The sequence below is a fragment of the Syntrophomonas sp. UBA1041 genome (genome assembly GCF_002316705.1).
Lineage (GTDB): Bacteria > Bacillota > Syntrophomonadia > Syntrophomonadales > Syntrophomonadaceae > DTU019.
Genome location: NZ_DCEA01000120.1, coordinates 37,730 through 64,378, shown reverse-complemented (window position 1 = coordinate 64,378; position 26,649 = coordinate 37,730). Strand labels below are relative to the sequence as shown.

The 26,649-nt window shown below is 51.9% G+C and carries 24 protein-coding genes and 1 tRNA gene; 19 read left to right on the top strand and 6 right to left on the bottom strand.

Going from position 1 to position 26,649, the window contains the following annotated elements; translation table 11 throughout:
• Positions 1 to 55: 55 nt before the first annotated feature.
• Together B2633_RS17625 and B2633_RS17620 are read right to left on the bottom strand one after the other, a co-directional pair.
• A tRNA-Ala gene (locus B2633_RS17625) sits at positions 56 to 131 on the bottom strand.
• Between the two features lie 467 nt (positions 132 to 598).
• On the bottom strand, positions 599 to 769 hold the full coding sequence (locus B2633_RS17620) for a DUF1540 domain-containing protein (protein ID WP_481037905.1): 171 nt from the start codon (positions 767 to 769) through the stop codon (positions 599 to 601).
• Positions 770 to 1,005: 236 nt separating this feature from the next.
• On the opposite strand from B2633_RS17620, the gene B2633_RS17615 reads away from it, so the two are divergent.
• Both B2633_RS17615 and B2633_RS17610 read left to right on the top strand, forming a co-directional pair.
• Complete coding sequence (locus B2633_RS17615) at positions 1,006 to 1,599, top strand: helix-hairpin-helix domain-containing protein (protein WP_483171954.1); 594 nt, start codon at positions 1,006 to 1,008, stop codon at positions 1,597 to 1,599.
• Positions 1,600 to 1,624: 25 nt separating this feature from the next.
• Complete coding sequence (locus tag B2633_RS17610; protein WP_483171953.1) at positions 1,625 to 3,913, top strand: DNA internalization-related competence protein ComEC/Rec2; 2,289 nt, start codon at positions 1,625 to 1,627, stop codon at positions 3,911 to 3,913.
• A gap of 4 nt (positions 3,914 to 3,917) precedes the next feature.
• On the opposite strand, the gene B2633_RS17605 is transcribed toward B2633_RS17610, so the two are convergent.
• A complete protein-coding gene (locus B2633_RS17605) occupies positions 3,918 to 5,243 on the bottom strand; it encodes a 5'-deoxyadenosine deaminase (protein WP_483171952.1) in 1,326 nt (441 codons plus the stop codon).
• Positions 5,244 to 5,372: 129 nt separating this feature from the next.
• On the opposite strand from B2633_RS17605, the gene B2633_RS17600 reads away from it, so the two are divergent.
• Positions 5,373 to 6,809 (top strand): MATE family efflux transporter, encoded by a 1,437-nt coding sequence (locus tag B2633_RS17600; protein ID WP_481037909.1) that lies wholly within the window; start codon positions 5,373 to 5,375, stop codon positions 6,807 to 6,809.
• On the opposite strand, the gene B2633_RS17595 is transcribed toward B2633_RS17600, so the two are convergent.
• Together B2633_RS17595 and B2633_RS17590 are read right to left on the bottom strand one after the other, a co-directional pair.
• Positions 6,797 to 7,696 (bottom strand): MBL fold metallo-hydrolase, encoded by a 900-nt coding sequence (locus B2633_RS17595; protein WP_483171951.1) that lies wholly within the window; start codon positions 7,694 to 7,696, stop codon positions 6,797 to 6,799. The genes B2633_RS17600 and B2633_RS17595 overlap by 13 nt on opposite strands.
• Before the next feature lie 135 nt (positions 7,697 to 7,831).
• Positions 7,832 to 9,208: an NAD(P)/FAD-dependent oxidoreductase gene (locus B2633_RS17590; RefSeq protein ID WP_483171950.1), complete on the bottom strand. Its 1,377-nt coding sequence runs from the start codon at positions 9,206 to 9,208 to the stop codon at positions 7,832 to 7,834.
• Between the two features lie 193 nt (positions 9,209 to 9,401).
• On the opposite strand from B2633_RS17590, the gene holA reads away from it, so the two are divergent.
• Positions 9,402 to 10,388: a DNA polymerase III subunit delta gene (gene holA, locus B2633_RS17585; RefSeq protein WP_483171949.1), complete on the top strand. Its 987-nt coding sequence runs from the start codon at positions 9,402 to 9,404 to the stop codon at positions 10,386 to 10,388.
• Positions 10,389 to 10,470: 82 nt separating this feature from the next.
• Here holA and rpsT read toward each other — a convergent pair whose 3' ends face one another.
• Positions 10,471 to 10,737, bottom strand: coding sequence for a 30S ribosomal protein S20 (rpsT, locus tag B2633_RS17580; RefSeq protein ID WP_483171948.1), 267 nt, complete (start codon positions 10,735 to 10,737; stop codon positions 10,471 to 10,473).
• A 167-nt stretch (positions 10,738 to 10,904) separates the two neighbouring features.
• On the opposite strand from rpsT, the gene spoIIP reads away from it, so the two are divergent.
• The 15 genes from spoIIP to B2633_RS17505 form a co-directional block, all read left to right on the top strand.
• Complete coding sequence (gene spoIIP, locus B2633_RS17575; protein ID WP_483171947.1) at positions 10,905 to 11,936, top strand: stage II sporulation protein P; 1,032 nt, start codon at positions 10,905 to 10,907, stop codon at positions 11,934 to 11,936.
• Positions 11,933 to 12,220, top strand: a complete 288-nt coding sequence (locus B2633_RS17570; protein WP_483171946.1) for a hypothetical protein — start codon at positions 11,933 to 11,935, stop codon at positions 12,218 to 12,220. Before spoIIP ends, B2633_RS17570 begins: the two co-directional genes overlap by 4 nt.
• A gap of 114 nt (positions 12,221 to 12,334) precedes the next feature.
• The gene (gene murJ, locus B2633_RS17565; RefSeq protein WP_483171945.1) at positions 12,335 to 13,912 is read left to right on the top strand and encodes a murein biosynthesis integral membrane protein MurJ; all 1,578 of its coding nucleotides are present in this window, start codon (positions 12,335 to 12,337) and stop codon (positions 13,910 to 13,912) included.
• A gap of 81 nt (positions 13,913 to 13,993) precedes the next feature.
• On the top strand, positions 13,994 to 15,802 hold the full coding sequence (gene lepA / locus B2633_RS17560; RefSeq protein ID WP_483171979.1) for a translation elongation factor 4: 1,809 nt from the start codon (positions 13,994 to 13,996) through the stop codon (positions 15,800 to 15,802).
• A gap of 181 nt (positions 15,803 to 15,983) precedes the next feature.
• The gene (gene hemW, locus B2633_RS17555) at positions 15,984 to 17,144 is read left to right on the top strand and encodes a radical SAM family heme chaperone HemW (protein ID WP_483171944.1); all 1,161 of its coding nucleotides are present in this window, start codon (positions 15,984 to 15,986) and stop codon (positions 17,142 to 17,144) included.
• A gap of 94 nt (positions 17,145 to 17,238) precedes the next feature.
• A complete protein-coding gene (hrcA, locus tag B2633_RS17550) occupies positions 17,239 to 18,264 on the top strand; it encodes a heat-inducible transcriptional repressor HrcA (protein WP_483171943.1) in 1,026 nt (341 codons plus the stop codon).
• Between the two features lie 85 nt (positions 18,265 to 18,349).
• Positions 18,350 to 18,895, top strand: a complete 546-nt coding sequence (gene grpE, locus B2633_RS17545; RefSeq protein ID WP_483171942.1) for a nucleotide exchange factor GrpE — start codon at positions 18,350 to 18,352, stop codon at positions 18,893 to 18,895.
• Positions 18,896 to 18,956: 61 nt separating this feature from the next.
• Complete coding sequence (dnaK, locus tag B2633_RS17540) at positions 18,957 to 20,777, top strand: molecular chaperone DnaK (RefSeq protein ID WP_483171941.1); 1,821 nt, start codon at positions 18,957 to 18,959, stop codon at positions 20,775 to 20,777.
• 168 nt (positions 20,778 to 20,945) lie between these two features.
• Positions 20,946 to 22,085, top strand: coding sequence for a molecular chaperone DnaJ (gene dnaJ / locus B2633_RS17535; protein WP_483171940.1), 1,140 nt, complete (start codon positions 20,946 to 20,948; stop codon positions 22,083 to 22,085).
• An 11-nt stretch (positions 22,086 to 22,096) separates the two neighbouring features.
• Complete coding sequence (gene prmA, locus B2633_RS17530) at positions 22,097 to 23,017, top strand: 50S ribosomal protein L11 methyltransferase (RefSeq protein ID WP_483171939.1); 921 nt, start codon at positions 22,097 to 22,099, stop codon at positions 23,015 to 23,017.
• Positions 23,018 to 23,051: 34 nt separating this feature from the next.
• On the top strand, positions 23,052 to 23,804 hold the full coding sequence (locus B2633_RS17525) for a 16S rRNA (uracil(1498)-N(3))-methyltransferase (RefSeq protein ID WP_483171938.1): 753 nt from the start codon (positions 23,052 to 23,054) through the stop codon (positions 23,802 to 23,804).
• Between the two features lie 17 nt (positions 23,805 to 23,821).
• A complete protein-coding gene (gene mtaB, locus B2633_RS17520) occupies positions 23,822 to 25,114 on the top strand; it encodes a tRNA (N(6)-L-threonylcarbamoyladenosine(37)-C(2))-methylthiotransferase MtaB (RefSeq protein ID WP_483171937.1) in 1,293 nt (430 codons plus the stop codon).
• Between the two features lie 143 nt (positions 25,115 to 25,257).
• Positions 25,258 to 25,608, top strand: coding sequence for a histidine triad nucleotide-binding protein (locus B2633_RS17515; protein ID WP_483171936.1), 351 nt, complete (start codon positions 25,258 to 25,260; stop codon positions 25,606 to 25,608).
• A gap of 76 nt (positions 25,609 to 25,684) precedes the next feature.
• Positions 25,685 to 25,861 (top strand): 30S ribosomal protein S21, encoded by a 177-nt coding sequence (rpsU, locus tag B2633_RS17510; RefSeq protein ID WP_481037926.1) that lies wholly within the window; start codon positions 25,685 to 25,687, stop codon positions 25,859 to 25,861.
• Between the two features lie 423 nt (positions 25,862 to 26,284).
• A partial coding sequence (locus tag B2633_RS17505; protein WP_483171935.1) for an FAD-dependent oxidoreductase occupies positions 26,285 to 26,649 on the top strand: 365 nt, incomplete at its 3' end.

Genomic DNA, 26,649 nt, shown 5'->3' with positions numbered 1-26,649 from the left:
TTGAGGGACGAGAGCTGGTTTCCCGCGGTACCACCCTTGTTGACAGATATAATTATGGTGGAGCTAGGGGGATTCGAACCCCCGACCTCTTGAATGCCATTCAAGCGCGCTCCCAACTGCGCCATAGCCCCACATCTGTCCACTTTAACCTGTAACGTAGGTTGCGTCACAGGCTTTCCGCCTGTGCAGCTCCCCGGCGAGTTCAACCAGACGTTGCCGCCTTCCACCCTTGTGGCGGCTCTCTGAAGGTTGCCAGCTTACTGCTCCGGTTCCTAGCATTTAGCTATAAATAGCCGCTTTTAATCCACGAAAGTTATTGTACTATATAAATTAATCTAATGCAACTGTGAAGTGTGCAAATTTCCCATAGCAAAGGCCCTAAGGCCGCTGGCTGCACAGTCCTTCCAATTGCAGGGTCAGGTCCAGGATTGGTGCGTGGGCCCGCAAAACTCACCAGCATTCTTATCAGGCGGGTAAGCAGGCCATCTGGCAGGCGGATGGCATTAGGTGTTTTCAGAAAAGGCAAATATCCTAAAAGGATTACAGATAATAGAAACCGTGCCGCCAGGGAGTATCCCTCACGACACGGTCTGTTGAATTATAATTCCAGGATGGGTTCATAGTTGGAACAAAGAGTTTCCTCATCTGCCACGCCGCTGTAGATATTCTGCTGTGGAGCGACTTCAATAGCCTCTAAGCGGCAATAACCTCCTGCACCATAGAATTTGCAGCTCTCAACCGCGCACCGAATGGTTTGTCCATTGGCCATAAGCAAAAATCCCTCCTTTTTTGTTGATACTGTATCTATGCCCCGACATACAGACTTTATACGAAAAAGTTGCAAGGTCAAGAAAGATCAGGATTATTATGCGGCCATTTCGTGGAATAACGGCCGTTAACCTCATAATGGAGCCGATCTTAATAAGGCGGATGGCGAATGCAAACCAAATACAATATTGGATAATAATGTAAACTAATGTAAAATTATAAAGAGGGGGTGGGGGTGTGAATATTAGCCGGCGTCATCTGCTCGCAGGGATTGTGATCTTCGCTCTCCTGCTGCTGTTGGGCCATTATGTCCTGCAACGACGTCAGGCGCCGCCGCCCCTGCCGGACATACGGCAGGCTAACCTTCAGGGATTTGAAATAAGCGACGCAGAAACCAATCAGGAGATACAGGTATATGTAGGGGGAGCGGTGGCGTCGGCAGGAGTGTACCGTTTGCTGGAGGGAGACCGGGTACACCAGGCCCTGTCCCTGGCCGGGCCGCTGCCCAATGCCGACCTGCGCTACCTGGGTATGGCCCGGGAACTGATCGATGGTGAAAGCATACTGGTTCCTGAAATGCAGGCTGGCGAGGCTGTACAGGGTGAGGCCGGCCCGGCGCTGCCGGCCGGTAAAAATAAAATCAATATCAACCGGGCCACAACTGCAGAGTTGGATGCCGGGCTGGAGGGCATCGGTCCGGGTCTGGCCCAGCAGATTGTGGATTACAGGAATACAAACGGTCCCTTTAAGAAAATAGAGGACATCAGAAAGGTTGGAGGAATAGGAGAAAAACGGTTTGAAGCGATCAAAGACAGTATTTCCGTGTACTGATGAGATGATCAGGGGCTGGTAGGCCATGGATAACCCGTTTAACCGCTCCTGGATCCTGAAGGCTTCATATTTTGCGGCTGGCATCGCCCTGGTGTACGTGCCATGGTGGGCAGCCCTGCTGGGGCTTGGTATTACGGCAATACTGATATACCGGCGCTTTCCAGCGCAGCGTGTCGAAATAATCGCCGCATTGCTTCTGGCGGCCTTAGGTTGGCTTTATGTCAGCTGGCATCAATTACCCGCCGCGTCCGATATGCTGCCCCAGGATAACACCGTGATTTCTGGAACCGTTTCGGGATATCCCCGGGTTCAGGAGCAGCGCAGCAGTTTTATTCTAAAAACCAAGGCGCAAAGCCCCTATCTGAAACGTATTCAGGTGTTTTGTAATTTCGAGGCCAAACTCATACCCGGCACAGCGGTAGAGCTTGAAGGTATTTTGCAAAGGCCCGCACCACCCGGCAACCCGGGGGAATTTAACTATCCTGCCTATCTTTCCAGCCACCATGTTTACTACCTCCTGAAGGTTGAGGAGCCCGAAGACCTGCGGGAATACCCTGATCAGACCAAGATGCCTTCGCCCTCTTTCCTGCTGCGCAGCAGCATGGTGGAAAAAACCCGGGCAGTTTTGCCAGCCGACGAGGCCGCGCTTATATTGGCAATGGTTTTGGGCATCATTGACAACCTGGATGAGGATCTCTATCAGGATTTTCAAAGAACCGGACTGGTGCATCTTTTTGCCGTGTCCGGAATCAATGTGGGTTTTGTCATTGTATTTGCATCACTTATCATCGCAGCAGGACAATTGTCGCGCCGGGTTGGACTCTATGTCACCATTTTCTTGATTCTTCTATACAGCAGCCTTACCGGTTGGCCGATTTCAGTGCAGCGCGCAGTCATAATGGCTGTTTTGTCGCTTTTGGCAGCCTATCTGGGCAGGAGCCATAATCCTAGCAACGGGCTGGGGCTGGCGGCGTTAATCATTCTGGCTTTAGACCCCTGCGCTCTATTTACCATCTCCTTTCAGCTTTCCTTCCTGGCCACCTGGGGATTGGTGGCTTTATATCCGGCGGTAAGAAGCTATTTGAATATCCGGCGCCGGGTTTGGGACTTATTGCTGGTGCCGGTCTGCGCGCAGCTGGCAGTATTGCCGTTAATCGCCTATTATTTTCATCTCATTACCCCGGTCTCGTTAATAAGCAACCTTCTGGCCACCTATTTGGCAGGGGGTATCGTTATTCTAGGATTTGTGGCCTTGTTGCTGGTTCTGCCCTTTCCTTTCCTGTCGTCCCTTTTGCTGATACCTACCGGGTTTTGTGCCTACCTGCTGTTATCGATCAATTCCTTATGCAAAACCATGCCCCTGGCCTACTGGCTGGTGGCCACCCCGCCGCCGGCGGTAGTGGGATGTTATTTCGCCGGCCTGCTGTGGCTGTTGTTGGGTTTAAGGGCTAAAGCAAGCCGGAAACAAGTCTTAAGACCTGTTCTGGTAATGAGCAGCGCAGTATTATTGCTGCTCGTACCGCCGTGGTGGTTTCAAAAAGGCCAGGTCCAGGTTACTTTTATAGATGTGGGGCAGGGGGACAGCATTTTGATCAAAAGCCCCCGCAACCGCTTTGTGCTTATCGACGGCGGGGGCAGTCTGTTTAGCGATGTGGGGAGACGCAAAGTACTGCCCTATCTGAATCATCTGGGAGTGAACCGGCTTTTTATGGTCATCAATACCCATCCCGATGTGGATCATATGCAGGGACTGTTAGCGGTCATGCAGGACCGCAAGGTGGATCATGTAGGTGTGGCGGCTGTTTCTACCCAGGAGCATCTAACGCAAAACCTGCTCGATCTGGCCAACCAACAAGGGAGCGGGGTATTAGCCTTGAAACAGGGGCAGACCATGAACCTGGACGGGATGACCCTGTCGGTATGGTATCCGCCCGGGACAGAAGCGGCGGGGACGGAGACAAATGACCAGTCCCTGGTCTTGCATTGCCGGTTTGGGGAATTTTCCGCCTTACTTACCGGTGATCAGAGCAAGGAAAATTTGGAGAAGATACTGCATCAGCACCGGGAGAAGAGCCTTATCGTCAAGGCGCCTCATCACGGCAGCCGCTACTCCTGGTGCACCGACCTGGACAGGGCTGCACAATGGCTGGTATTGTCGGTAGGCAATAATGCTTTTGGGCATCCGCATCAGGAAGTCCTGCGGGATATTGAGAAGGGCGGCGCCAGGCTTTTGCGAACTGACCGGGATGGCCTCATAACCTTTAGCAGCGATGGGCAAGAATTGCAGCTGCAGACTTTCAAACCGGGGAGCTGACAGACTAAAGCCCGCAGCGCTGCCGCACCCGGTCCAGGGATTTGGCGGTATTCTGCCTTACCTCGGCTTCGGGGATGGTCAGGAACTGCCCGTTTTGCATGAGTAATTGCCCGTCAACTATAGTTGCGTCAACATCAGTCGCCATAGCTTGATAAACCAGATGTGAATAAACGCCGGCGCCCTGTGGAGGATAGTGGTGCCACGGGGAGAGGGAAACAACGGCCATATCTGCCTTTTTGCCCACTTCCAGGCTGCCGATCTGGTCGGCCAGACCCATGGCTTCGGCCCCGGAGATGGTGGCCATGGCAAAGACCGTTTCAGCAGGCATGCTCAGAGGGCCATGGATAGGTTTATGAATTAAGGCGGCCAGGCGCATCTCGCTGAACATACTCATCAGGTTGTTGCAGGGAGCGCCATCGGCTCCCAGGGATACACGGGCACCCCGGTTGAGGAGGTCGGGGATAGGTGCGATGCCTGAAGCCAGCTTCAGGTTCGATCCCGGGCAATGGGCAATATGGGTCCCACTCTGTGCCAGTAAGTCCTGTTCTATATCCCAGAGGTGTATGCAATGAGCCAGAATAAGGTTGGGGCCGGTCAGGCCCAGGCGTTCCAGATACAGTACGTTGGGAAGCCCGCGCTGCTCTTCTACCAGCCGGACTTCGTCGCGGTTTTCCGAGGCATGGGTATGTACCGGTATGTTTTCGGCAGCCGCAATCCGGGCTACTTCCTTTAACAGCCGGTCGCTGCAGGAAAGCGCGAAACGGGGGCAAAAACAGTAGCGGATGCGGTTATCGCGGCGGCCGTTCCAGCGCTGGTACAAGGCCATGCTTTCATCGATGGCTCTGCGGGAATCATCCACAAGGTTTTTAGGCACTTCCTGGCCGCAGTCCATGAGGCATTTTCCTCCCAGGTAACGAATCCCTGCCTTTTCAACTGCCTGGAAAATCGCTTCGGTGTGGTTGACCGTACCCATATCGACAATGCCGGTGGTGCCCCCGCGCAAGAGTTCGGCGCAGCCCAAAAGGGCCGAATAATATAGGGAATCCTCATCATGACTGCCTTCTAGTGGCCAGATGCGTTTCATAAGCCAATCCAACAGCTCCATGTCATCAGCCATGCCGCGAAACAGGGCCTGGCACAAGTGCACGTGGGTCTGCACCAGCCCGGGAATAACCAGTTTGCCCGCGGCATCAATGACGGTTTCGGCGGCCAGGCCGCTGTCGGGCTCAATAGCTGTAATCCGGTCCTGCTCGATGTATATGTCAGCGGAGAGAACCTCCCTTTGCGGGTTCATAGTTACGACCAGGCCGTTTTTTATCAATAAGGCCATGCTAAAGCCTCCTGTCTGCATAATGATTTGCGGTATGGTTTAATTTTCTCCTTTATACAGAAAATGCAGGCCGGTTAAATCCATCATACTATTCTTAACCGGGATTTCATAGTTTTATGGCAGGGGGCGATGCAAATCCAAAACGCTGATCTGCTGCAAAATAAAGTCGGCTTCTTGCTGCTTAGATTATCCTGCCCGGCCATGGGCGGGATGGTTCTATACGCCTTATTCAGCCTGGCTGACACTTACTTTGTCGCCCGGCTGGGGGCCGCTGCCCTGGCGGCTTTAACCCTGTGTCTGCCTTTGCAGGTGTTGATCGTTTCCATAGCCGCGGCCACCGGAACCGGGCTGACTTCGCTCATAGGCCGCATGCTGGGGTGCGGGGAATACCAGCATGGCGATAATATCGCCTGGCACGGCATAGCGATCATCCTGGTCTACAGCATTGTTTTTCTATGGTTTGGCTACCGCTATCAGGAGCCGCTGCTGATCCTTTTCGGCTGCACCCCGGAGACCCTCGCTCTTAGCAAGGGCTACTTGAGCATCGCCTTGCCGGGTTCGCTGTTCGCTATGGTGCAGATCGTGCTGGGCAATATCCTGCAGGGGGAAGGAGACACGGTTCTGCCTGTAGCAGCAAGTCTGGCCGGCATCATCCTCAATGTGATTCTGGATCCGGTTTTTATCTTCGGGGCAGGCCCGGTGCCGGCCATGGGGCTAAACGGTGCGGCCTGGGCGGGGCTGTTGGCCCAGGCGGGCAGCATGGCCATGATGATTGCGGTGATGATGCGCAAGCGGACCTATTTAAGCTGGTCTATAAGGCATTTCCGGCTGCGGCCGCGCATCTTCCTGGCCATCTACAAGGTGGGATTTCCGGCTCTGGTTATGGAATTGGTAGGCGTTCTGGTCATGGTCTACATGAATCGTATCCTGGCCCATTTCAGCTTTGAAGCTGTAGCCGCACTGGGTATATTCCTGCGCATTCGTTCCCTGGTATTTATGCCGGTAGGGGGGCTTTTGCAAGGGACAATGCCTATTGCTTCCTTTGCCTTTGGCGCGGGGCGTTTTGAACGGGTAAAAGAAGTGATGGTTAAGGCTTCCACCCTGGCGGTTGTTATCATGAGCCTGGGCTGGCTGGCGATGCAGCTTTATCCGCAATGGATTGTGGGTTTCTTTTCCCAGGACGCCCGTTTGACTATGATAGCAGTTGCATCGCTGCGCCTGGGAACCCTGGTCCTTCCCGTGGTGGGGCCGATTATCATCCTCAGTACGGTACTGCAGGCAATTGGCAAAGGGATGGCTGCGATGTGGCTCTCATTAGCCCGCCAGGTCTTGTTTTTCCTGCCCGGGTTGATATGGCTGCCGCATTATCTGGGCCTGAACGGCGTATGGCTGGCTTTCACTCTCTCGGAACTGCTTTCAACCGGGATATTTCTGGTCTTCTGGGGAGCGCTGTGGAAAGAATTACAGCCGGGCCGACAAACCCCTATCTTCTTTCTGATTCGCAGCGGAGCCTGGGCTAAACGGCTGTGGGCCTGGCTGCGCTGGCAGGGATTTTATTTCTGGTAATAGTAGGCCTTGCCATTCTCCAGCTGCAGGTCTAATCCGCTGTTAAGCATCAAATGGCTGATCATGCCTCCCAGGGTGGAGTGTAAAAGGCAGTATTCATGAAAATCCGGTTGCAAATCTTCGAGTATGATAATTTCTTCCAGTAATTCCTCCCTGGTTTTGGGCTGCTGCAGCAAATCCAGGAGCAGTTCCATGCAGTGATCGAGCCGGGAGCGGTTAAATTCGACCAAACCCGGAATCTGTTGGGCGGTATAGACCGTTTCCGCGTGCCCCAGGACAAATAGATCGTAAGGCAGTTCCAGGATGGAGTTCATGGTGCGGTACTGTGCGGCCACATCCAATAAGAACGGGAAACGGTACTTGTCCAGGATTTCCTGGCTGAATAACGCATCCCCCAGGAAACAGACCCGCTCCCGGGTAGCGATTCCTATCTGACCCAATGCATGGCCGGGTAAGGGGACAATTTCGAACTTTTCGTCATTGATCCGGATGGGTCCCGGGTTGAGGCGATGATCGATATGGCCGGACTTGCTGCCTCCCCCTCCTCTCACCAGGGTTGCGGGCGGATTGCCGCCATAAATGTACAGCGGGAATAGAAAGCCATTTTCGATAAACAGGGCGCTTTGCTCTGAGGCGTAGAAAATGCAGCCGGGGTGATGCTCCTGAAGATAGTTGTTGCCCCCCCAGTGGTCGTGATGCCCGTGGGTATTGACGATATACTTGAGGTTCAGATCGGATTGCTTCAAGATATCCGCATAAGAGCGGGCATCCTGATTGCCGTCCCCGCTGTCTACAAGCAGGGCGTATTTGTCTTTGAACACAAATACCCCGGCATTGGTAGGGCCCGGGATTAAGTAAGTGTTTCCCGAAATCTTGGTCAGTTTCATATATATCCCCCTTCAGCTGGGCATTACATTTCCATGCTAGTCCGGATTATAAGGGGTGTCAAGCCGCCCGGACAGCGGACCCACAGGTGGGGCAGCTTCTGGTTGACAATTGGGGACGCTCCCGCAAAGCGGAGGTTAGCCACATTGCTCCATTATGGCTTGAGCCGCAACCACCCCGGAAACACTGGCCTGAATCAGTCCCCGGGTTACCCCGGCGCCGTCGCCGATTGCCCACAGCCCCTCGATGGGGGTCCGCAGCTGCTTGTCCAGTTGGGGGCGGGCGGAGTAGAATTTGGCTTCCACTCCATATAGGAGGGTATGATCGGAGGCTGCTCCGGGAAAGGCTTTATCCAGAGCCTCCAGGCATTCCATAATACCTATCAGATAACGGTGGGGCAGAACCAGGGAAAGATCTCCGGGAACTGCCCCTTTCAGGGTCGGAGTTACCAGGCTCCGGGCCAAACGCTCCGGAGTCGAGCGGCGGCCTCTTTTAAGATCGCCATAGCGCTGCACGATGATACTGCCGCTGAGCATATTGGCCAGGCTGGCGATACAGCGCCCGTAAAGGATGGGCTTATTGAAAGGTTCGGTAAATTCCTGGCTCATCAAAAGGGCGAAGTTGGTATTGCTGCTTTGGCTGTTGGCGTAGGAGTGGCCGTTAACGGTGATGATGCCGTTGGTGTTTTCCATAACCACGTAGCCGTTGGGGTTGACACAAAAGGTTCTTACCATATCGTCAAAGGTTTTGGTGTTAAACAGCATTTTAGGCTCCCATACCGCGGCGGTTACTTCCTTCATGACCACCGCCGGGACTTCCACCCGTACCCCGATATCCACCTGATTGTTGAGCATGGTGATATTCAGGTTTTGAGCCTCTTGGAAAAACCAGTGGGCGCCTTCGCGGCCCGGCGCGACCACAACGAATCGCGAGTAAAATGTCTCCTCCGATGTGGCGATTCCAATTACCCGTCCCTGTTCGGTCAGAATCTTTTCCACCGCCAGTCCGGTGCGGATATCCACCCGTGGTTCCAGGTATTGATACATGGCCTGCAATACTGTTTTGGTGTTCTCGGTTCCCATATGACGGATCCGGGCCGGCACCAGCTTCAACCCTGCCGCGGCGACATTCATGGCGATCTCGCGGCTTCTGGCATCATCCTGGCCAAAAACCCTGGGCGGGGCGCCATGTTTGACATACAGGTCATCTACATATGTAATTAAGGCTTCTAAACGGGTTCTGCCGATGTAATCCGCCAACCAGCCGCCAAAATCGCTGGTCAAAGTCAATTTGCCGTCTGAAAAGGCCCCCGCGCCTCCCCAGCCGCTCATGATCGAACATACCGCGCAGCTCTGGCAGCTTTCAAATCCGGCTCCAATCAGGCAATGGCGCTGCTGCACCTTTTTGCCCTTTTCCAGTAATAAAACTTTTAAGCCGGAACGGCGGCTAAGTTCCAGGGCAGTAAAGATGCCGGCCGGACCGGCTCCTATTATTATGACATCATAATGCGGCATAAATATTCCTCCCACGTTACGCTGAAGAAGTCCATGATTCGGCCTGGGGACCTCTTTGAAGAATTGCTCGTCTCACCATAATGTTATGTCGAATACCTGTAAATTATCACATTACTGCTGACTATACGCTTATGGTATCATAGTTTTGTAGCTTGATGGCCCCGGCAGGGGATTTAAGGAAAGAAGGCTGCCTATGACGGAAAGCAAGCTTATGCTCATTTACGGGCAGGAGCGCTATTTGATCGATAAAGAAATCGAGCGGGTCAGGGCCGGGCTAGGCCGCAACTGCGGTGCCGAGCCTGAAGTGGTGTTTATCGACGCCGACGAATTAACCCCGGAGCAATTGCTGGAACAGCTGGATTTCAGCCCGCTTTTCGCCCTGGAACGGGTGGTGGTGATCCGCAGGCCCTCCTGGTTGGGCAAACCCCGCCGCAAGGCAGCCAAAGTGGAACAGTTGGTCGATGGTCTGGCAGCTTTCCTCAGTGAGCCCATACCGGGCCAGGTGGTGATTTTCACCAGTGATGAGGATGTATCGGCACACCCTTTAATGAAAAAGCTGGCCAAAGTTCTGAAAAAAACCGCCTGCGTGAGACCTGATGCCAAGGGAATGGAGGCCTGGCTTCGAGATCTGGCGGCGGGGCTAAATCAGCCTATAGCCCCGCAGGCGGTAAGGTTGTTGGCCAACAGCGGGCAGGACATGTATTATCTGGAGCAGTTAATGCGGAAATTGAGCCTGCAAAACGGCCCGGCCACCATCACCGAGCAAGATGCAGCGGCAGAACTTGATCAACAACCGGAGATCAGCGTTTTCAAGCTGACCGATGCCCTGTTGAACAGGCGCACCCGGGACGCCCTCATGGCCTATTATAAGCTGCTGCGCCAGGGTGGACACCCCACCTTCTTCCTGTATATGATCCTCAGGCAGTATGTGCTCTTGGGAAAAGTAAAGGATTACAGCCAGCAGGGCCTGAGCCAGGCGGAAATCGCGAAAAAAACCGGCGCCAGGGATTTTGCGGTCAGGAAAATGGCCTCCTCTGCGGCCAGATACAGCTGGGAGGATCTAAAGCGCTGCTTTGAGTTATTCCTGGAGGCTGATACAAATCTCAAACAGAGCGGCCGGGATGGCAAGATTGTGATGGAAGCCTTGATCATAGCGGTTTGCACCGGGCAGACCCATTGATTACGAGGTGTTTAAACCCGGTCTTGATCTGCGCCGGTCATGCAGAAAATAAAAAAACCTGCCCTTTAGACAGGTTTTCAACTTATTCAGCCATGGCGTTAAACCGTCTTGCTAGAGCTGATTTCCTTCTGGCTGCTGTGTTCTTATGCAGAATCCCCTTGGATACGTTTTTATCGATAAGGGAGGTTGCCGCGATCAGGCTCTGCTGAGTTGTCTGTGCGTCGCCGCCCTGTAATGCTTCTTCATATTTCTTTACGGCAGTTTTCAGTCTGCTTCTATAGGCTTTGTTTCTCAGACGATTCGCTTCAGCCCGTCTTGCTCTCTTGGCTGGAGTTTTGCTTTTTGCCACCTCTTCACCTCCTCTTGGGTCAAATCTAACAGGAATACTATAGCATTATGATTTATAAAATGCAATGATTTGGCAGTTATTTTTAAGTGCCATTGTTAATATTGTATAGATTCAGTTCTATTCTCCAATTCCCCAAAATAAATTTAATATGAATGGGAGGTGGTATAATGAGACGCCGTGGTATTATGTCGCTAATGAAGAGTGTGTTTTTGGTGCAATTGTTTGCGGTCATTGTTCTTATAGGAGTTACGGGTAGCTTCCAGCGGATCAGTCTGCCAACCATGAAACCTATGCCGGTGGAGTACCTGGATCCTTTCAGCCGGATCGATATCGGGGAAGACATGGCATTAAAGATGTTCCAGGACAGCAGTTTCCTGCCTGGAGAAGCCAACCTGCTGTTTCTTGATCCCGAATACCTGGACGAGGTATTCCCGCAGTCCCTGTTGACCGCCAGCATCCAGGCCCTGGCTTATACCAGCCCGAGAGGCGGGGATGAGACTGTTATAGAATTGGAAGAAGAAGCATCCAACCAGGAGATCGTCTCCGAATCCGCTCCAGATACAGCTGAAACAGCTGTTAAGCTTTCCGGAGGCAAGATCCTGTTATATTGCACCCATAGCGCCGAATCTTACATTCCCGATGAAGGTAAGGCCAGGGTGGATGGAAAACGAGGCCTTATAAACGAAGTCGCCCGGCGTCTCAATACGGAGATGCGTAAGGAAGGATTAAACAGCGAATTCATCAATACTATTCATGATTCCGACTATCTTATAAGCTATAGCAATTCGCGGAATACTATAAAGAGCTTTTTGGCCCAGAATAAATCGGTTGCGGCTATGTTTGACATTCATCGGGACAGCATCGCTGGAGCTACCAAGGCCGAGACTGTCATGATCAATGGCAAAAAATGCGCGCCCATTCTTATCATAGTGGGTACCAACGAACGCAAGCCCCATCCCAATTGGAAAGATAATCTGGCCTTCGCTCAAGCCCTTTATAAAGTCAGCGAGGCTAAGTACCCGGGTTTAATCAAGGATGTGCGCACCAAAGCCGGAACCTATAATCAAGAATATCATAAAAACGCGTTGTTATTGGAATTTGGTTATGACTATAACACCCTGGCTGAGGCCCAGTACGCGGCTACGCTATTTTCCGATGTGCTGGCCGAAGTTATGCGGCAGGAAGGATCCTTGCAGTGATGAGGTCAATTTTGTGTCTGCTGGCTATGAGCATCTTAATGATGCTGGTTGCGGCGGGATTGAATATCAGTAATCAGGGTATCAATGATCTGACCCAGAGTAATCCGGGCTATGTCATCGCCGTGCACCTGGAAGACGAAGGAGTATATATTGAAGCATTGGGCCGTAAATACCCCTGCAATACGGCCTTGTTGCAGAATGGACAGGCTCGTCTCAAAATCGGGGCAGCCCGGCTAGAGGCCTATATACAAGAAATCTGGCAGCACAGGCGCCAGCTGTGGTAAAGTTTAAAATAATAAATGGGAAAATTGCGGCCTATTGAGGCCTTTTTTTATGCAGCCAGACGTTTATGATGTATATTTTTGATATGGAGGAAGACCGTCGGAAGGAGGAGTACGGTGACGCAAAGCGGTCAGAAGATGGCAAAAGCAGCCCTGTTTTTAAGCTTTACGGTGGTGTTGTCCAGGATCCTGGGCTACGGCCGGGAAGTAGCCTTGTATACCATATTTGGCCAGAATTACGTCACTGACGCCTATCAGGCCGCCTTTTCCATACCCGACTCCTTGTATATGCTGCTCATCGGCGGCGCTCTGGGATCTGCTCTAATTCCGGTTTTCTCGGCTCATATCGCATCCGGGCGCGATTCGGAAGCCTGGAAAGCGGCCAGCGTGGTTTTTAATTATATATTGCTGGCCTTGTCGGTTTTGCTTTTGCTGGCTTACCGCTACACTGAGCCGGTGATTCATGTTCTGGCGCCGGGGCTGCCCCAGGAATACCTGGCGCTGGCGGTCGGGCTCTCCCGCATTATGTTTATCCAGACGGTCTTCATGGTGTTAAACGGCTTCGCCATGGGAATCCTCAATTCTTACCACCATTTCGCCGCACCGGCCTGGGGGAGCCTGTTATATAACATCAGCATCATCGCCTGCGGGGTACTCCTGGTGGAAGATCTGGGGATAGCCGCTTTTTCAGTGGGGGTGGTTCTGGGCTCCATCATGAGTTTTATGGTGCAGATTCCCGCTCTCAAACGGGTGGGGCTGAAGTATTATTTCAGCTTTGACCTGCACAACCGCGGTTTTCAGGAGATCATAATCCTGATGGTGCCGATGATCGCCGGCCTGGGGGTAGTGCAGCTCAACCTCTTTGTGGCACAAAACCTGGCTTCCAGTTTAGGCCCCGGGGTTTTAAGCGCTCTTAAGCTGGCCCAGCGCATCATGAACCTGCCTATCGGCATATTCGCGGTTTCTATCGGAACCGTGCTTTTTCCCGCTATGACAATGCTCAGCGCCAAGGGCGAGTGGGCTCAGTTCAAACGCCATAATTCACTGGGGCTCAGAGCCATATTTCTACTGACCTTGCCGGCTTCGCTGGGGTTGATCGCCATTGGTCAACCGACTATCGCCTTGTTATTCGAGCATGGCAATTTTACCGCAGAGATGACCCGGGTTACCAGCCAGGCCCTGGTCTTCTATGCCGTAGGCATATCGGCTTACTCTGCGGTACAGGTCGTCAACCGCAGCTTTTATGCCTTAAAAGACACGGTGTCGCCAGTGATTTCCGCCATAATCAGTATAGCCGTAAACATCGCCTTATCCCTGTTGCTGGTGAAGAATATGCAGCACCAGGGTTTGGCCCTGGCCTATTCCCTGGCGGGCATTGCCAACCTCCTGTTATTGCTCCTGGTTTTGCGCTTTAAACTGGGGCTTTTGGGGGGCAAGACCATAATATTCAGCCTCATTAAGTCGCTGGCCGCTGCAATGGTCATGTTTGCCGGGGTGAAGCTGATTTTAAACGGGCTTCTCACCGGATTGCCCTATAGTGCACATTTCAACCTTCTGCTGAGCCTGGCCTTCAGTGTGGCAGCGGGGGCGGTGCTCTATGGCCTGATCACCCATAGCCTCAATACTGAAGAAGGCCGGCTGGTGGAGAGTATGATCGGCGAGCGCTGGTCAGGCAGAAGGCGGTCCGCCGGTTGAAGGCGTCAGGATAGAATTGCATCATGGCCCATTAATCGGTTATAATCTAGGCGGTATTCAGCCAACAACGATTTGGAGGGCATCTCTTTGTCACTGGACCATATTCGCAATTTCAGTATCATAGCCCATATCGATCATGGTAAATCAACCCTGGCCGACCGCCTCTTACAGGTCACCGGCACTATCAGCGAGCGGGAAATGAGAGATCAGTTCCTGGATAAAATGGATCTGGAGCGGGAAAAGGGGATTACCATAAAACTGCAGCCGGTTCGCCTCAATTATAAGGCCCGGGACGGGAAAGACTATATACTTAATTTGATCGATACTCCGGGGCATGTGGACTTTTCCTATGAAGTGTCGCGCAGCCTGGCAGCCTGTGAAGGCGCCTTGCTGGTGGTCGATGCTTCACAGGGGATTGAGGCGCAGACCCTGGCCAACGTTTACATGGCTATGGACCAGGATTTGGAGATCATAGGCATTGTCAACAAGATCGACCTTCCCGGCGCTGATCCTGATAAGGTCAAAACGGAAATGGAGGATGTGCTGGGCATCGCCAGTGAAGAAATCATTCCCATCTCAGCCAAAACCGGGCAGGGTGTGGAGGAGGTCCTGGAAGCCATCGTGTCGCGCGTTCCCTGCCCGCGCGGGGAGGAGCACGGCCCCTTGCAGGCCTTGATATTCGACTCTTATTTCGACTCCTACCAGGGCGCCATATCATATATCCGGGTGGTCTCCGGGCAGATCCGCCGCGGCGACATGATCAAAATGATGTCCAGCGGAAAAGTGTACGAGACCACGGCATTAGGGGTAATATCCCCCTATATGACTGAGGTCGAAACCCTTGGAGCGGGTGAAGTGGGCTACCTGGCGGCCGGCATTAAAAATGTCAGCGATACCCGGGTGGGCGACACCATCACCCTGGCCTCCAATCCGGCTGATAATCCCCTGCCGGGTTATCAGGAAGTGAAGCCCATGGTATACTGTGGTCTATATCCGCTGGAAAACAACGATTTCGAAAGACTGCGGGACGCTCTGGACAAATTGAAACTCAACGATTCCTCATTATTCTATGAACCGGAAAGCTCAGACGCACTGGGCTTCGGATTCCGCTGCGGATTTTTGGGGCTCTTGCATCTGGAGATTGTCAGGGAGCGATTGGAACGCGAATATGATTTGAGCTTGTTGGCTACCGCCCCCAGTGTGGTATATAAGGTTATGCTCAGCGACGGCAGTGAAATGGATATACAGAACCCCAAACTATGGCCCCCGGCTCAGCGGCTGGAAGCGGTCAAAGAACCCTATGTGAAAGCCAGCATGATGGTTCCCAATGAATTTGTAGGCGCCATCATGGAATTGTGCCGGGAAAAGCGGGGCCAGTATGTCAATATGGAATACCTCACCTCGCAGCGGGTGATGATAACTTACAAACTGCCCCTGGCTGAAATCCTTTATGATTTTTTTGATGCTCTAAAGTCCCGCACCCGGGGTTATGCCTCCCTGGATTATGAAATCAGCGGCTATGAGATATCCGATCTGGTTAAACTGGACATTCTGTTAAATGGCGAGGTGGTGGACGCCCTGAGCATGATCACCCACCACGACAACGCCTACTACCGCGCCCGGGCCCTGACCCAGAAGCTGCGCCGCATCATCCCCCGGCAAATGTACGAAGTGGTTATTCAGGCCTCCATCGGCGCCAAGGTCATAGCCCGCGAATCCGTCAAAGCCATGCGCAAAGACGTATTGGCCAAGTGTTACGGCGGCGACATCACCAGGAAAAAGAAACTGTTGGAAAAGCAAAAAGAAGGCAAAAAACGCATGAAACAGATCGGACACATAGAAGTCCCCAAAGATGCCTTCATGTCGGTGCTAAACATCGAAAAAGAATAGCGTTGATTTGCCCCTGAATCAAAAAATGACCCACGGGGGATGTTGGCTTGGTATATTTATTTTTGAATTGTGGGCAACCGGTGAAGCGAGGGAACGCAAGTGGGGATGGTTATTGGCTTGCACACTTGTTCGCAAGTTAAGAACCGTCCCCACTTGCGTCCCTTCATAGGAGCTGTATTTAATGGAAGCCACCTGGCCTCAGAACAGTCTGGGTTTGTATGTGCATATCCCTTTTTGCAGAAGAAAATGCCCTTACTGTGATTTTTACTCGGTGACTTTTGCCGACCAGGCTCAGTTGCAGGCTTATACCGAAAGACTCTGCTTTGAAATCTCGGCCTGCTCTGAAGACTACCGGGGAAAACCTGTCGACAGCATTTACTTCGGAGGGGGAACCCCCAGCCTCTTAAAACCCGCCCAAATTGGCACTGTCATCAATACTATGGCCTCCCGTTTTACATTGTTAAAAGACCTGGAAATCACCATGGAAATCAACCCGGCTACCGTAAATCGAAGCAGCCTGGAAGCCTGCAAAACTGCCGGGATCAACCGGGTCTCACTGGGATTGCAGAGTCTGCAGGATAAAGAACTCAGAGTTCTAGGTAGAATTCATTCCGCGGCAGCCGCCCGGAAAGCCATTACGGCAGCAGACGCCGCCGGGTTTCACAACCTCAGTTTTGATTTAATTTACGGCATCCCCGGGCAGACTATTACTGCCTGGATGCAGACCCTGCAAGAAGCGGTCAGCTTCCAGCCGCAGCATATTTCTATATACCTCCTGCAGCTGGAATCTCAGGTGCCTATGGCCCGGGCCATAGCCCGGGGGGAACTGGTTTTGCCTGCAGAAGAGGATATAGAGGCCATGTATTACCAGGCCATTGATTATTTGCACGATAAAGGGATCGTTCAGTACGAGATATCCAATCTGGCCCTTGACGGGTATCTATGCCGGCACAACCTGCGCTACTGGCAATTTGGCGAGTATCTGGGTTTCGGCGCTGCCGCTGTCAGCCGCCTGGGCGGGCGGCGCTGGATGAATGCCGCCGATGTGGATGCTTATATGGCCGGAGGGCCAAACAGGTCGGAGGCCGCTCAGATTGTACTGGAAGATATGAAGCCCCGGCAGCAGGCTCAGGAAGCTATAATCATGGGGCTCCGGCTTACGAACGGACTGAATGTGGAGGCTTTTAGAAGGCGGTTTGGCATAAGTCTATTGCAGGAATTTCGGCCAGTGGTAGAACGCTTTACGAGCAGCGGACTCTTGGAATTGGACCACGGCTGGCTCAGGTTAACGAAAGCGGGGCTTTTGGTATCAAACCAGGTTTTATGCTGTTTTGTTGAATGATTTCCAGGCTTGACAAAGAAGTTACAGCGATGATATTTTTTATTAAGTAGGGGTTAGCACTCAACAAACGAGAGTGCTAACAGGGGTGATCGATATGACCTTGGATGAACGCAAAAAGAGGATATTGGAATCGATCATAAAAGACTACGTTGAAAGCGCAGAACCGGTTGGTTCCAGAGCCATAGTCAAAAAACACGACCTCCGCGTCAGCGCGGCTACCGTCCGCAATGAAATGGCTGATCTGGAGGATATGGGCTATTTGGAACAGCCCCATACTTCGGCAGGAAGAATTCCATCTGAGAGCGGGTTCCGCTATTATGTGGACTGTATGATGGAGCGGGAAAACCTGGTGGAGGATGAGGTAGAACTGCTTCAAAAGATCCTCAAAGACAATCTGCAGGATTGGGATGAGGTCATTCAATCCATTGGCAATTTTCTGTCTCAGGTTACCCGTTATACTTCCTTTATCATCGTACCCACCGTCAAATTTGACGAGTTCAAATATATTCAATTAGTTCCGGTGGAAAAGGGCAAAGCTATGGTAATCGTAGTCACTGACACCGGGGTATTGATGCACCGCAGGATTGATATCCCGCAATCAGTGGAGACTAAAGAGCTGCAGAGTATCAATGAGGTCTTTAACCGGCTTTTTGCCCGGAAAAAATTTGCCGAGCTGCGCAAAACTGATTTGCAGTCCTTAAGGGATGAATTGAACCAGAGAAAAAAGGTAATAGACGGGATACTGGAGGCCATAGAAAATCTGACTGAAAATACCGGGGAAGAAAAGGTGGTTATAAGCGGCATCCTCAATATGCTCAACGAACCCGAATTCAAGAACCTGGACAAACTCAAGAAGATTCTGGCCATATTGGAGGAGGAATCGGTGCTTAAGGCCCTGCTTCCGGAAGCTACCGGCGATACCGTTGATATCACCATCGGGCGGGAGAATCGCCTGGATGACGCCAAAGAAATGAGTATCGTCCTGGCAGGTTATAAAATCTTCGGAGAAGTTGGCCGGGTAGGCGTAATTGGCCCGGTGCGCATGGAGTATTGGAAAGCAGCCGGCACGGTTGATTCAGTTCGCACTATCATCGATGAAGTGCTCAAAAAGCACTACTAAGAGTTCGATAATGGATACCGCCGAGGGGGGAAGCATCCACCCGTTATTTTAGCGCAGATATTTCAATAAACAGAGGTGATCAAAAATGAAACCGGAAGACCCGACTGTTCACAACCAGGAGGAAATGGGCTCGGATTCCAGCCTAAACCCGCCGCCCGCCGCAGAATCGATAGCCGGGCTGAATGAACGCCTTCAAGCCGTCCAGGAAGAGAGCAAGAAGAATTACGATCTCTATCTCAGGGCGGCAGCTGAGACTGAAAACTTGAGAAAGCGGCATCAGAGGGAACGGGATGAGTATCTCAAATTCGCTTCCCTGCCCCTCATCAAACCACTGCTGACCGTGATTGACGATCTGGAAAGGGCTCTGGATATGGCCAGCCCGGAACAGGACTATGCCAGTTTGCACAAAGGAATCAGCATGGTTTGCCAGCGGCTTAAAGAGATCGTTGCCCAGGCCGGGGTTGAGCCGGTGGAGGCCCTGGGGCAGTGTTTTGATCCGCAGTTCCACCAGCCCTTATCTGTTGAAGCATGTTCTGAACACCCTGAGAATACAGTTATTGAGGAACTACAGAAAGGTTATATCATGCACGGCAGATTAATCAGGCCCAGCCTGGTTAAGGTTAGTGGATAGCAATTGCAGCGGCAGTCTTTGCTTGTATAATAATTGTTTCCAGAATGTGGAGGTGTTTTAAATGGCAAAAGTAGTAGGAATCGATCTCGGTACAACCAATTCAGTTATAGCCTTGATGGAGGGCAATGAAGCCAAAGTTATTACCAATGCGGAGGGAGAACGCATAACTCCATCTGTGGTGGGCTTTTCCAAAAGCGGAGAGAGGTTAGTGGGCCGCGTTGCCAGACGCCAGGCTATTACCAATCCGGACCGCACGGTTTTATCCATCAAACGCCGTATGGGTACAGATTACCGGGTCAAGATTGATGATAAAAGCTATACCCCGCAAGAGATATCAGCCATGGTCCTGCAGAAAATGAAGTCCGATGCTGAGGCGTATCTGGGAGAACGCATCACTCAGGCGGTCATTACCGTACCGGCGTATTTCACCGACGCTCAGCGCCAGGCCACCAAAGATGCCGGCAAAATAGCAGGCCTGGAGGTATTGCGCATTATTAATGAACCCACTGCGGCCGCTTTGGCATATGGTATGGACAAGGAAAACGCCCAGACCATTCTGGTCTTCGACCTGGGCGGCGGCACCTTTGACGTCTCCATTTTGGAAATCGGGGACGGGGTGTTTGAGGTCAAGGCAACCAGCGGCAATAATCGCCTGGGCGGCGATGACTTTGACGATAAAATTATCAACTGGCTGGTGGCAGAGTTTAAAAAGGAACAGGGAGTAGACCTGACCAATGACAAAATGGCTATGCACCGCCTTAAAGAAGCGGCTGAGAAGGCTAAACACGAATTGTCCAGCCTGATGAGCACCGACATTAACATACCCTATATTACGGCTACTCAGGATGGCCCCTTACACCTGGAAAAAACACTCACCCGGGCCCGCTTTAACGAAATGACCGCGGATTTAGTGGAAAAGACCATGGGACCCACCCGCCAGGCCTTGAAAGACTCGGGTCTCAAATCAGAACAGATCGACCGGGTCATTTTAGTGGGTGGCTCCACCCGCATTCCCGCTGTACAGGACGCCATCAAAAACTTCATCGGCAAAGAACCCTACAAAGGCATCAATCCAGATGAAGTGGTGGCCGTCGGGGCAGCCATTCAGGCCGGGGTCCTGGCTGGAGATGTCACCGACGTGGTTTTGCTGGACGTAACCCCTCTGTCTTTGGGAATCGAAACCCTGGGCGGGGTATTTACCCAAATCATCGAGCGCAACACCACCATTCCTGCAGCCAAGAGTCAGATATTCACCACTGCGGCTGATCAACAGCCTTCGGTCGATATCCATGTTTTACAGGGCGAACGAAAACTGGCCAACGACAATGTCACTCTGGGGAGATTCCAATTGACCGGCATCCCGCCGGCCCCCCGCGGAGTTCCTCAGATTGAGGTGAAATTTGATATCGATGTCAACGGCATCGTCAATGTTACCGCCAAAGATCTGGCTACTAACAAGGAACAAAAAATCACCATCACTTCTTCCGGCGGCTTAAGCGACGAAGACATTAAAAAGATGATGGAAGATGCCGAGCGCCATGCCGAAGAAGATGAGCGGCGCTTCAAGGAGATCGAGGCTCGCAATGCGGCCGACAGTTTGATCTATCAGTCTGAGAAAGCGCTCAAAGAAAACGGAGACAAGATCGACGCGGATTCCAAACGGCCGGTGGAAGATGCCATAGCTGCGCTCAAAACCAGTCTGGAAGGCAGCGATGTGGAAGACATCAAGGCCAAGACGGAAGCCCTGACGCAGGCCTTCTACGCGGTGAGCAGCAAGCTCTATGAACAAGCCCAGGGGGATCAGCAAGGCGCTGCACCGGGCGGGGCCGCAGACGATGAGGTCTTCGATGCCGATTATCGAGTTGAAGATGAATCCAAATAACGGCAATTGATAAGTTATAGAAAAAGCTTTCTACATCGTATAATATAAAGATGGTTCTAATCACCTCACATTAATTGGGGATGCAGCAAACCACGCAAACAGGCTGGAGCGACCCGGAAGCCCTTTGGTTTTCGGGCGTAGCCTATTATGCCAGGAAGGTGGATTCAGATGCCTGCAAAAAGAGATTACTACGAGCTGCTGGGGGTTGGCCGCGATGCCACCCCGGAAGAGATAAAAAAGGCCTATCGCCAGTTGGCTCGCAAATACCATCCTGATGTCAACAAGGAAGACCCTGAGGCTGCCGAAAAATTCAAGGAATTTACTGAAGCCTATGCGGTGCTCAGTGATGCGCAAAAGCGGGCCGCTTATGACCAATTCGGCCATGCGGCCTTTGAACCCGGTCATGGCGGTCCCGGGGGCTTTGGCGGATTTGATTTTGACATCAATGATTTTGGTTTTGGGGACTTATTTGATGTTATTTTTGGCGGAAGCGCCAGCGGACGCAGCAGAAGAACCGGGCCCAGACGAGGGGCAGACCGTGAGATAAGGCTCGATATCAGCTTTGAAGATGCCTTGTTCGGCATTGAAAAAGACCTGGAATTATCCCGTGTCGAATCCTGTGAGCACTGTCAGGGCAGTGGGGCGGAACCGGGTTCCTCAACCAAAACCTGCCCCAGCTGTAATGGCAGAGGACAGGTGCGCAATGTGCAAAGCACGCCATTTGGGCGTTTTGAGACCGTAAGGCCTTGTAATCAGTGTCATGGCGAAGGCAAAATAATCGAAAAGCCCTGTACCCATTGCCGGGGAACCGGACAGGAAAGAAAGAATCGCAAAATCAACGTGCGCATCCCGGCCGGGGTTGATACCGGATCCCGCCTCCGCATCCAGGGAGAGGGAGAAATAGGGAGCCATGGCGGCCCGGCCGGCGACCTCTACATTTTGCTTTCGGTAAGATCCCATTCCCGCTTCAAACGCGAGGGCTACAATCTTGTCACCACCCTGGAAATCAGCTTTGTACAGGCTGCTCTGGGTGCTGATGTTAGCATAGATTTGCCCGGCGGAGCCGTGCACAACATGCATATACCGGAAGGGACTCAGCCGGGAACCATCCTTACTGCCAAAGGCAAAGGGGTCGCGCATGTGCAGGGGCACCGTATAGGAGATCTGAAGGTTGTCGTGGAGGTGAGAATCCCCACTCGTGTCAGCAAAAAGCAGCGTGAGCTCTTAGAAGCCTTTTTTGAGGAAGGCGAGGAACAAAAACCAGGGCGTAAAGGCATATTCGATAAATTTAAAGACGTTATCGGCTAGGAGTGGAAGATTTGCAATGGATTGAAATAAGCGTATTGACTAACGGCCCGGGAGTCGAAGCGGTTGCAGCACTATTTCACCGCCTCGGTTGCGGCGGGGTGATGATTGAAGACCCCGGGGCGGCGCAGATATTCCGGGAGCCGGTCGATGAGGATAAAGCTCCGGGGTGTGATTTTTCCGGCCCGGGGCCTTTTCGGGTTAAAGCTTATGTTCATGAAGACCGCCAGGTGACGGCAGAGATCGAACAGGGTCTGGAAGAGATACAGAGGCTGCTAGGCTCTGACTTTGAAATCGAAACCAGAGGGGTTAAGGATGAAGACTGGGAGGACAGCTGGAAGAAGTACTACCATACCTTTCGAGTCGGACAGCGTTTGCTGATTAAGCCGTCATGGGAAAAGTATGAGCCCGAATTGACAGATGTGGTAATCGAGATCGATCCAGGCATGGCCTTTGGAACCGGTATTCATGCTTCCACCCGCTTTTGTCTGATATTTATCGAGCAGTATATCAAGGGCGGCGAAAAGGTGATCGATGCCGGATGCGGTTCGGGAATACTATCTTTAGCCGCGGCCAAACTTGGCGCAGGCGAAGTTCTGGCTATGGATCTCGATGGGCTGGCGGTACGAATCGCCCGGCAAAACATCGCTTTAAATGGCCTTGATGAGCAGATCAAGGCCGTTGCCGGGGATATTTTTCAGGATCTTAAACAACAGCGCGCCGATGTGATTATGGCCAACCTTACTGCAGATGTGATTCTGCCCTGGCTGCCTGTAGCCGTTCCTATTCTGAACAGCTCCGGTTTGCTGTTCGCTTCCGGTATTCAAGACCGGCGCTGGCCAGAAGCCAAAGAGGCCCTGGAAAAGGCCGGCCTCTTTATCGAACAGGTGATTTTAGATTCCGACTGGGTAGGGGTGGCCGCTCGCCGGCTTTAAAAACCAGGTTATACCTGCAGCGGAGGGGTGTATTATGCACCGCTTTTTTATTTCACCGCAGAATATTGAGGGCCGCCAGGCAATTCTGGATGAGAGCGAATCCAGGCATGCACTTACGGTAATGCGGCTTAAACCCGGTGACAAAATAATTTTGTTTGACGGTGAGGGCGCCTCCTACCAGGCTTTTCTCCAGGGCAGTCAGGGCAAACGAGTGGTGGCGGTCCTGGAAAAGATCCTGGAAAATGAGGCTTGCCCGGCTGTAAACATCCATCTGGTGCAGGGCCTTCCCAAAGGCGAAAAAATGGAATTGATAGTGCAAAAGGCTGTGGAAATCGGGGTGCATTCTATTTATCCGCTGCAGTGCAGGAGAAGCATAGCGCAGCTTAAAGGGAGCATGGTGGAAAAGAAACTGCGGCGCTGGGAGTCGATCGCCCGCGAAGCCTGCAAACAATCGGGTCGCAACCGCTGCTTGACAATAAACCCGGCCTTAAGCCTGACAGAGCTTCTCGCGGTAATGCAAAGCCGCCCCGCAGTAGCCCTTTACGAGAGAGAGCGTACCACTGGCTACAAAGAGGTGCTGCGTACCTTGATACCCCGGTGTTATAAAAAAGATCTGTTTTTGCTGGTGGGGCCTGAAGGCGGTTGGGATGAAGATGAAATACAGGAGTTGACAGGCCGGGGCGTACATACCGCTTCCCTGGGTTCCCGGGTGTTGCGCACTGAAACTGCCGGGTTGGTAGCTAGCGCCCTGGCTCTTTACGAAGCCGGCGACCTGGGAACGCCCTAATTGAAAGAGGAAAAGTAATGAAAAAGGCCGCCTTTTATACCTTGGGCTGCAAAGTGAATCAAGTAGATACTGAACAGATCAAAGAAGCCTTCTTGAAGCAGGGCTACCAGGTGGTGGATTTTAACGAAGCAGCCGATATCTATGTTATAAATACCTGTACGGTAACCCACGTCAGCGACCGAAAATCCAGGGCGGTAATACGCAGAGCGGCCCGCCGCAATCCTCTGGCCCAGATCGTGGTTACAGGATGCCTGGCCCAGGCTGATCCCGATCAAATCAAAGCCATCCCCGGCGTTTCCATGGTGGTTGATAATCAGGACAAGGAGAGAATCCCTGACCTGGTAGGAGGTACTGTCAGAGGGGATGCCGATGGGGTTTTCGCCTCGTTAACTCCGGTGCTTTTTACCGGCCGGCATGAGCGCACCCGGGCTTTTATCAAGATTGAGGATGGCTGTCACAGTTACTGCTCCTACTGTATTGTGCCCTATACTCGCGGCGCCGTGCGCAGCAAAAGGCCGGAACATGTACAGGCGGAGTTACAGCGCCTGGTCGAATTGGGCTATCGGGAAATTGTCTTAACCGGCATACACACCGGATTATATGGATATGATTTAAAAAATATCAACCTCACTGAGCTCTTAAAACAGCTTTTGGGCGAGGTTGATGGGGATTACCGCATCCGGCTCAGTTCCATTGAGCCCCTGGAAATATGCCCGGCCCTGCTGCAGTTGGTGCAGCAGGAACCCAGGATCTGCAGGCATTTTCATGTGCCATTGCAAAGCGGTAGTGATACTGTACTAAAGGCCATGAACCGGCGCTACAATGGGCAGTATTACCGGGATCTGATCCTGGAAATATCGAAGCGGATTCCTGGTGTTGGGCTCAGTGCCGATGTGATGGTGGGCTTCCCCGGAGAGAGCCGGCAGGATTTTCAGGCAACCTACGATCTTCTAGCTGAATTGCCTTTGTTAGACTTACATGTATTTAAGTATTCCCGCCGGGAAGGCACCCCTGCCGCCTTGATGAAGGGGCAGATCGATGAAGGGGTAAAACAAGAACGCAGCCAGGCTTTGCTGCAGCTAGCCCGCGACAAGCATTTTCAAAGACTTGAGAACTCTTGCGGCCAGATGCTCAGGGTATTGGTAGAACAGCGTATCCAGGCACAAACCTATACCGGGTTAAGTGACAACTATATTGAAGTCAGGTGGGACAGCTCGCGAGATCTCAGGGGAGAGTTTGCGAAGGTGCGTATTATAGGTCAGGAACAGGGCGTTGCCATGGGGTGTGTCGATGATATTCCAGTACATTAGATGAATCTGGATTTTATGAATAATATGGAGGTTACGGGGAAATAAGAAAAGAGGTTTCAATTTAGGCCGATTATCTGGTAAAATAGATGCGTACATCGTTATGCTTAAAAGCAGGTTAATTCGAGGCTGGAGGGGGTGAAAAGGTGAACGCTGCAGATTGTATATTCTGTAAGCTTGCAGCTCAGGAAATCCCGAGCAAAATCGTATATCAGGACGATGACTTGATCGCCCTGGAAGATATCAACCCTGTGGCCCCTATTCATATCCTGCTTATACCTCGAAAACATATTCCGTCTCTTAACGAAGCCGGCCTAGACGATGCCGCTTGGTTGGGCCGCCTGCAGCTTGCAGCAGCTAAGATCGCCCAGGACCAGGGTATTGCTGCCAATGGTTATCGCTTGGTGAACAACTGCGGAGAATGGGGAGGGCAGACGGTTAGGCATGTTCATTACCATTTACTCGGCGGAAGAAACCTCCAATGGCCTCCGGGCTAATCTTGACGGCAAAGCCCAGGAATAGTAAAATATAGTGGCATTTATTTCAGCCCAGTCGGATGAGGGGAGGGAAACAATGAGCGAAGTTAAAGTAGGAAAAAATGAATCGCTTGATTCTGCGCTGAAGAGATTTAAACGTTCCTGTCAGAAATCAGGCGTAATGCAAGATATTAGGAAACACGAGCATTATGAAAAGCCCAGTATAAGGAAAAAGAAGAAATCAGAAGCTGCTCGAAAGAAAAAGAAATACTAGAAAATAGATTAGATTTTACAGTTTAGAAGCATATGGCTATATGGAGGAGGCTATGACAGGAACCGGAACAGAACCGGCACCGTTCAATGGAATAACCTTTTTGGGAGCCAGCACAGATGTTATAATGCCATGCTTCAATAAACCAACAAAAGTCTGGTAGACATTGAGTTGCCAGACTTTTATTATTCTATTATACATGGAAGGAGGTATTCACCTTGGCATTCTTGAGAAAGGGCACGCGTTCCAAACGGCGCGTGTGGCTGTCGATTATCGTGGGATTGGTGATTGTCTCATTCATGGTCAGCATATTAGCCTTTCAGTTCTATTGAGCCAAGAGGCTTGGGCATAATAAAATTTATAGAAAGAGAGGTGAAAGCACCTGGCATGAAGGTTATGAACTAGCCTTTGCTCGGGTCATCGGATATGAGTAAGAAGATAGTAATTATTGGCGGTGTGGCTGCAGGAGCCAGCGCTGCAGCCCGGTTGAGAAGATTGGATGAAGAAGCGGAAATAATCATGTTTGAAAGAGGTCAGGACATCTCCTTCGCTAATTGTGGACTGCCTTACTATGTAGGGGGAGTTATTGACAAGAAGAATCGCCTGGTGGTACAAACCCCGCGTGCTATGTCCAGGCGTTTTGCTATCGATGTGCGGGTGCTGACCGAAGTGCAGGAGATTATACCTGCGGAAAAAAGAGTTGTCGCTCATGATTTCGGCAGCGGCGAGAAATACTCGGAAAGCTATGACTATCTGATCTTATGTCCGGGAGCATATCCTATAATCCCGGA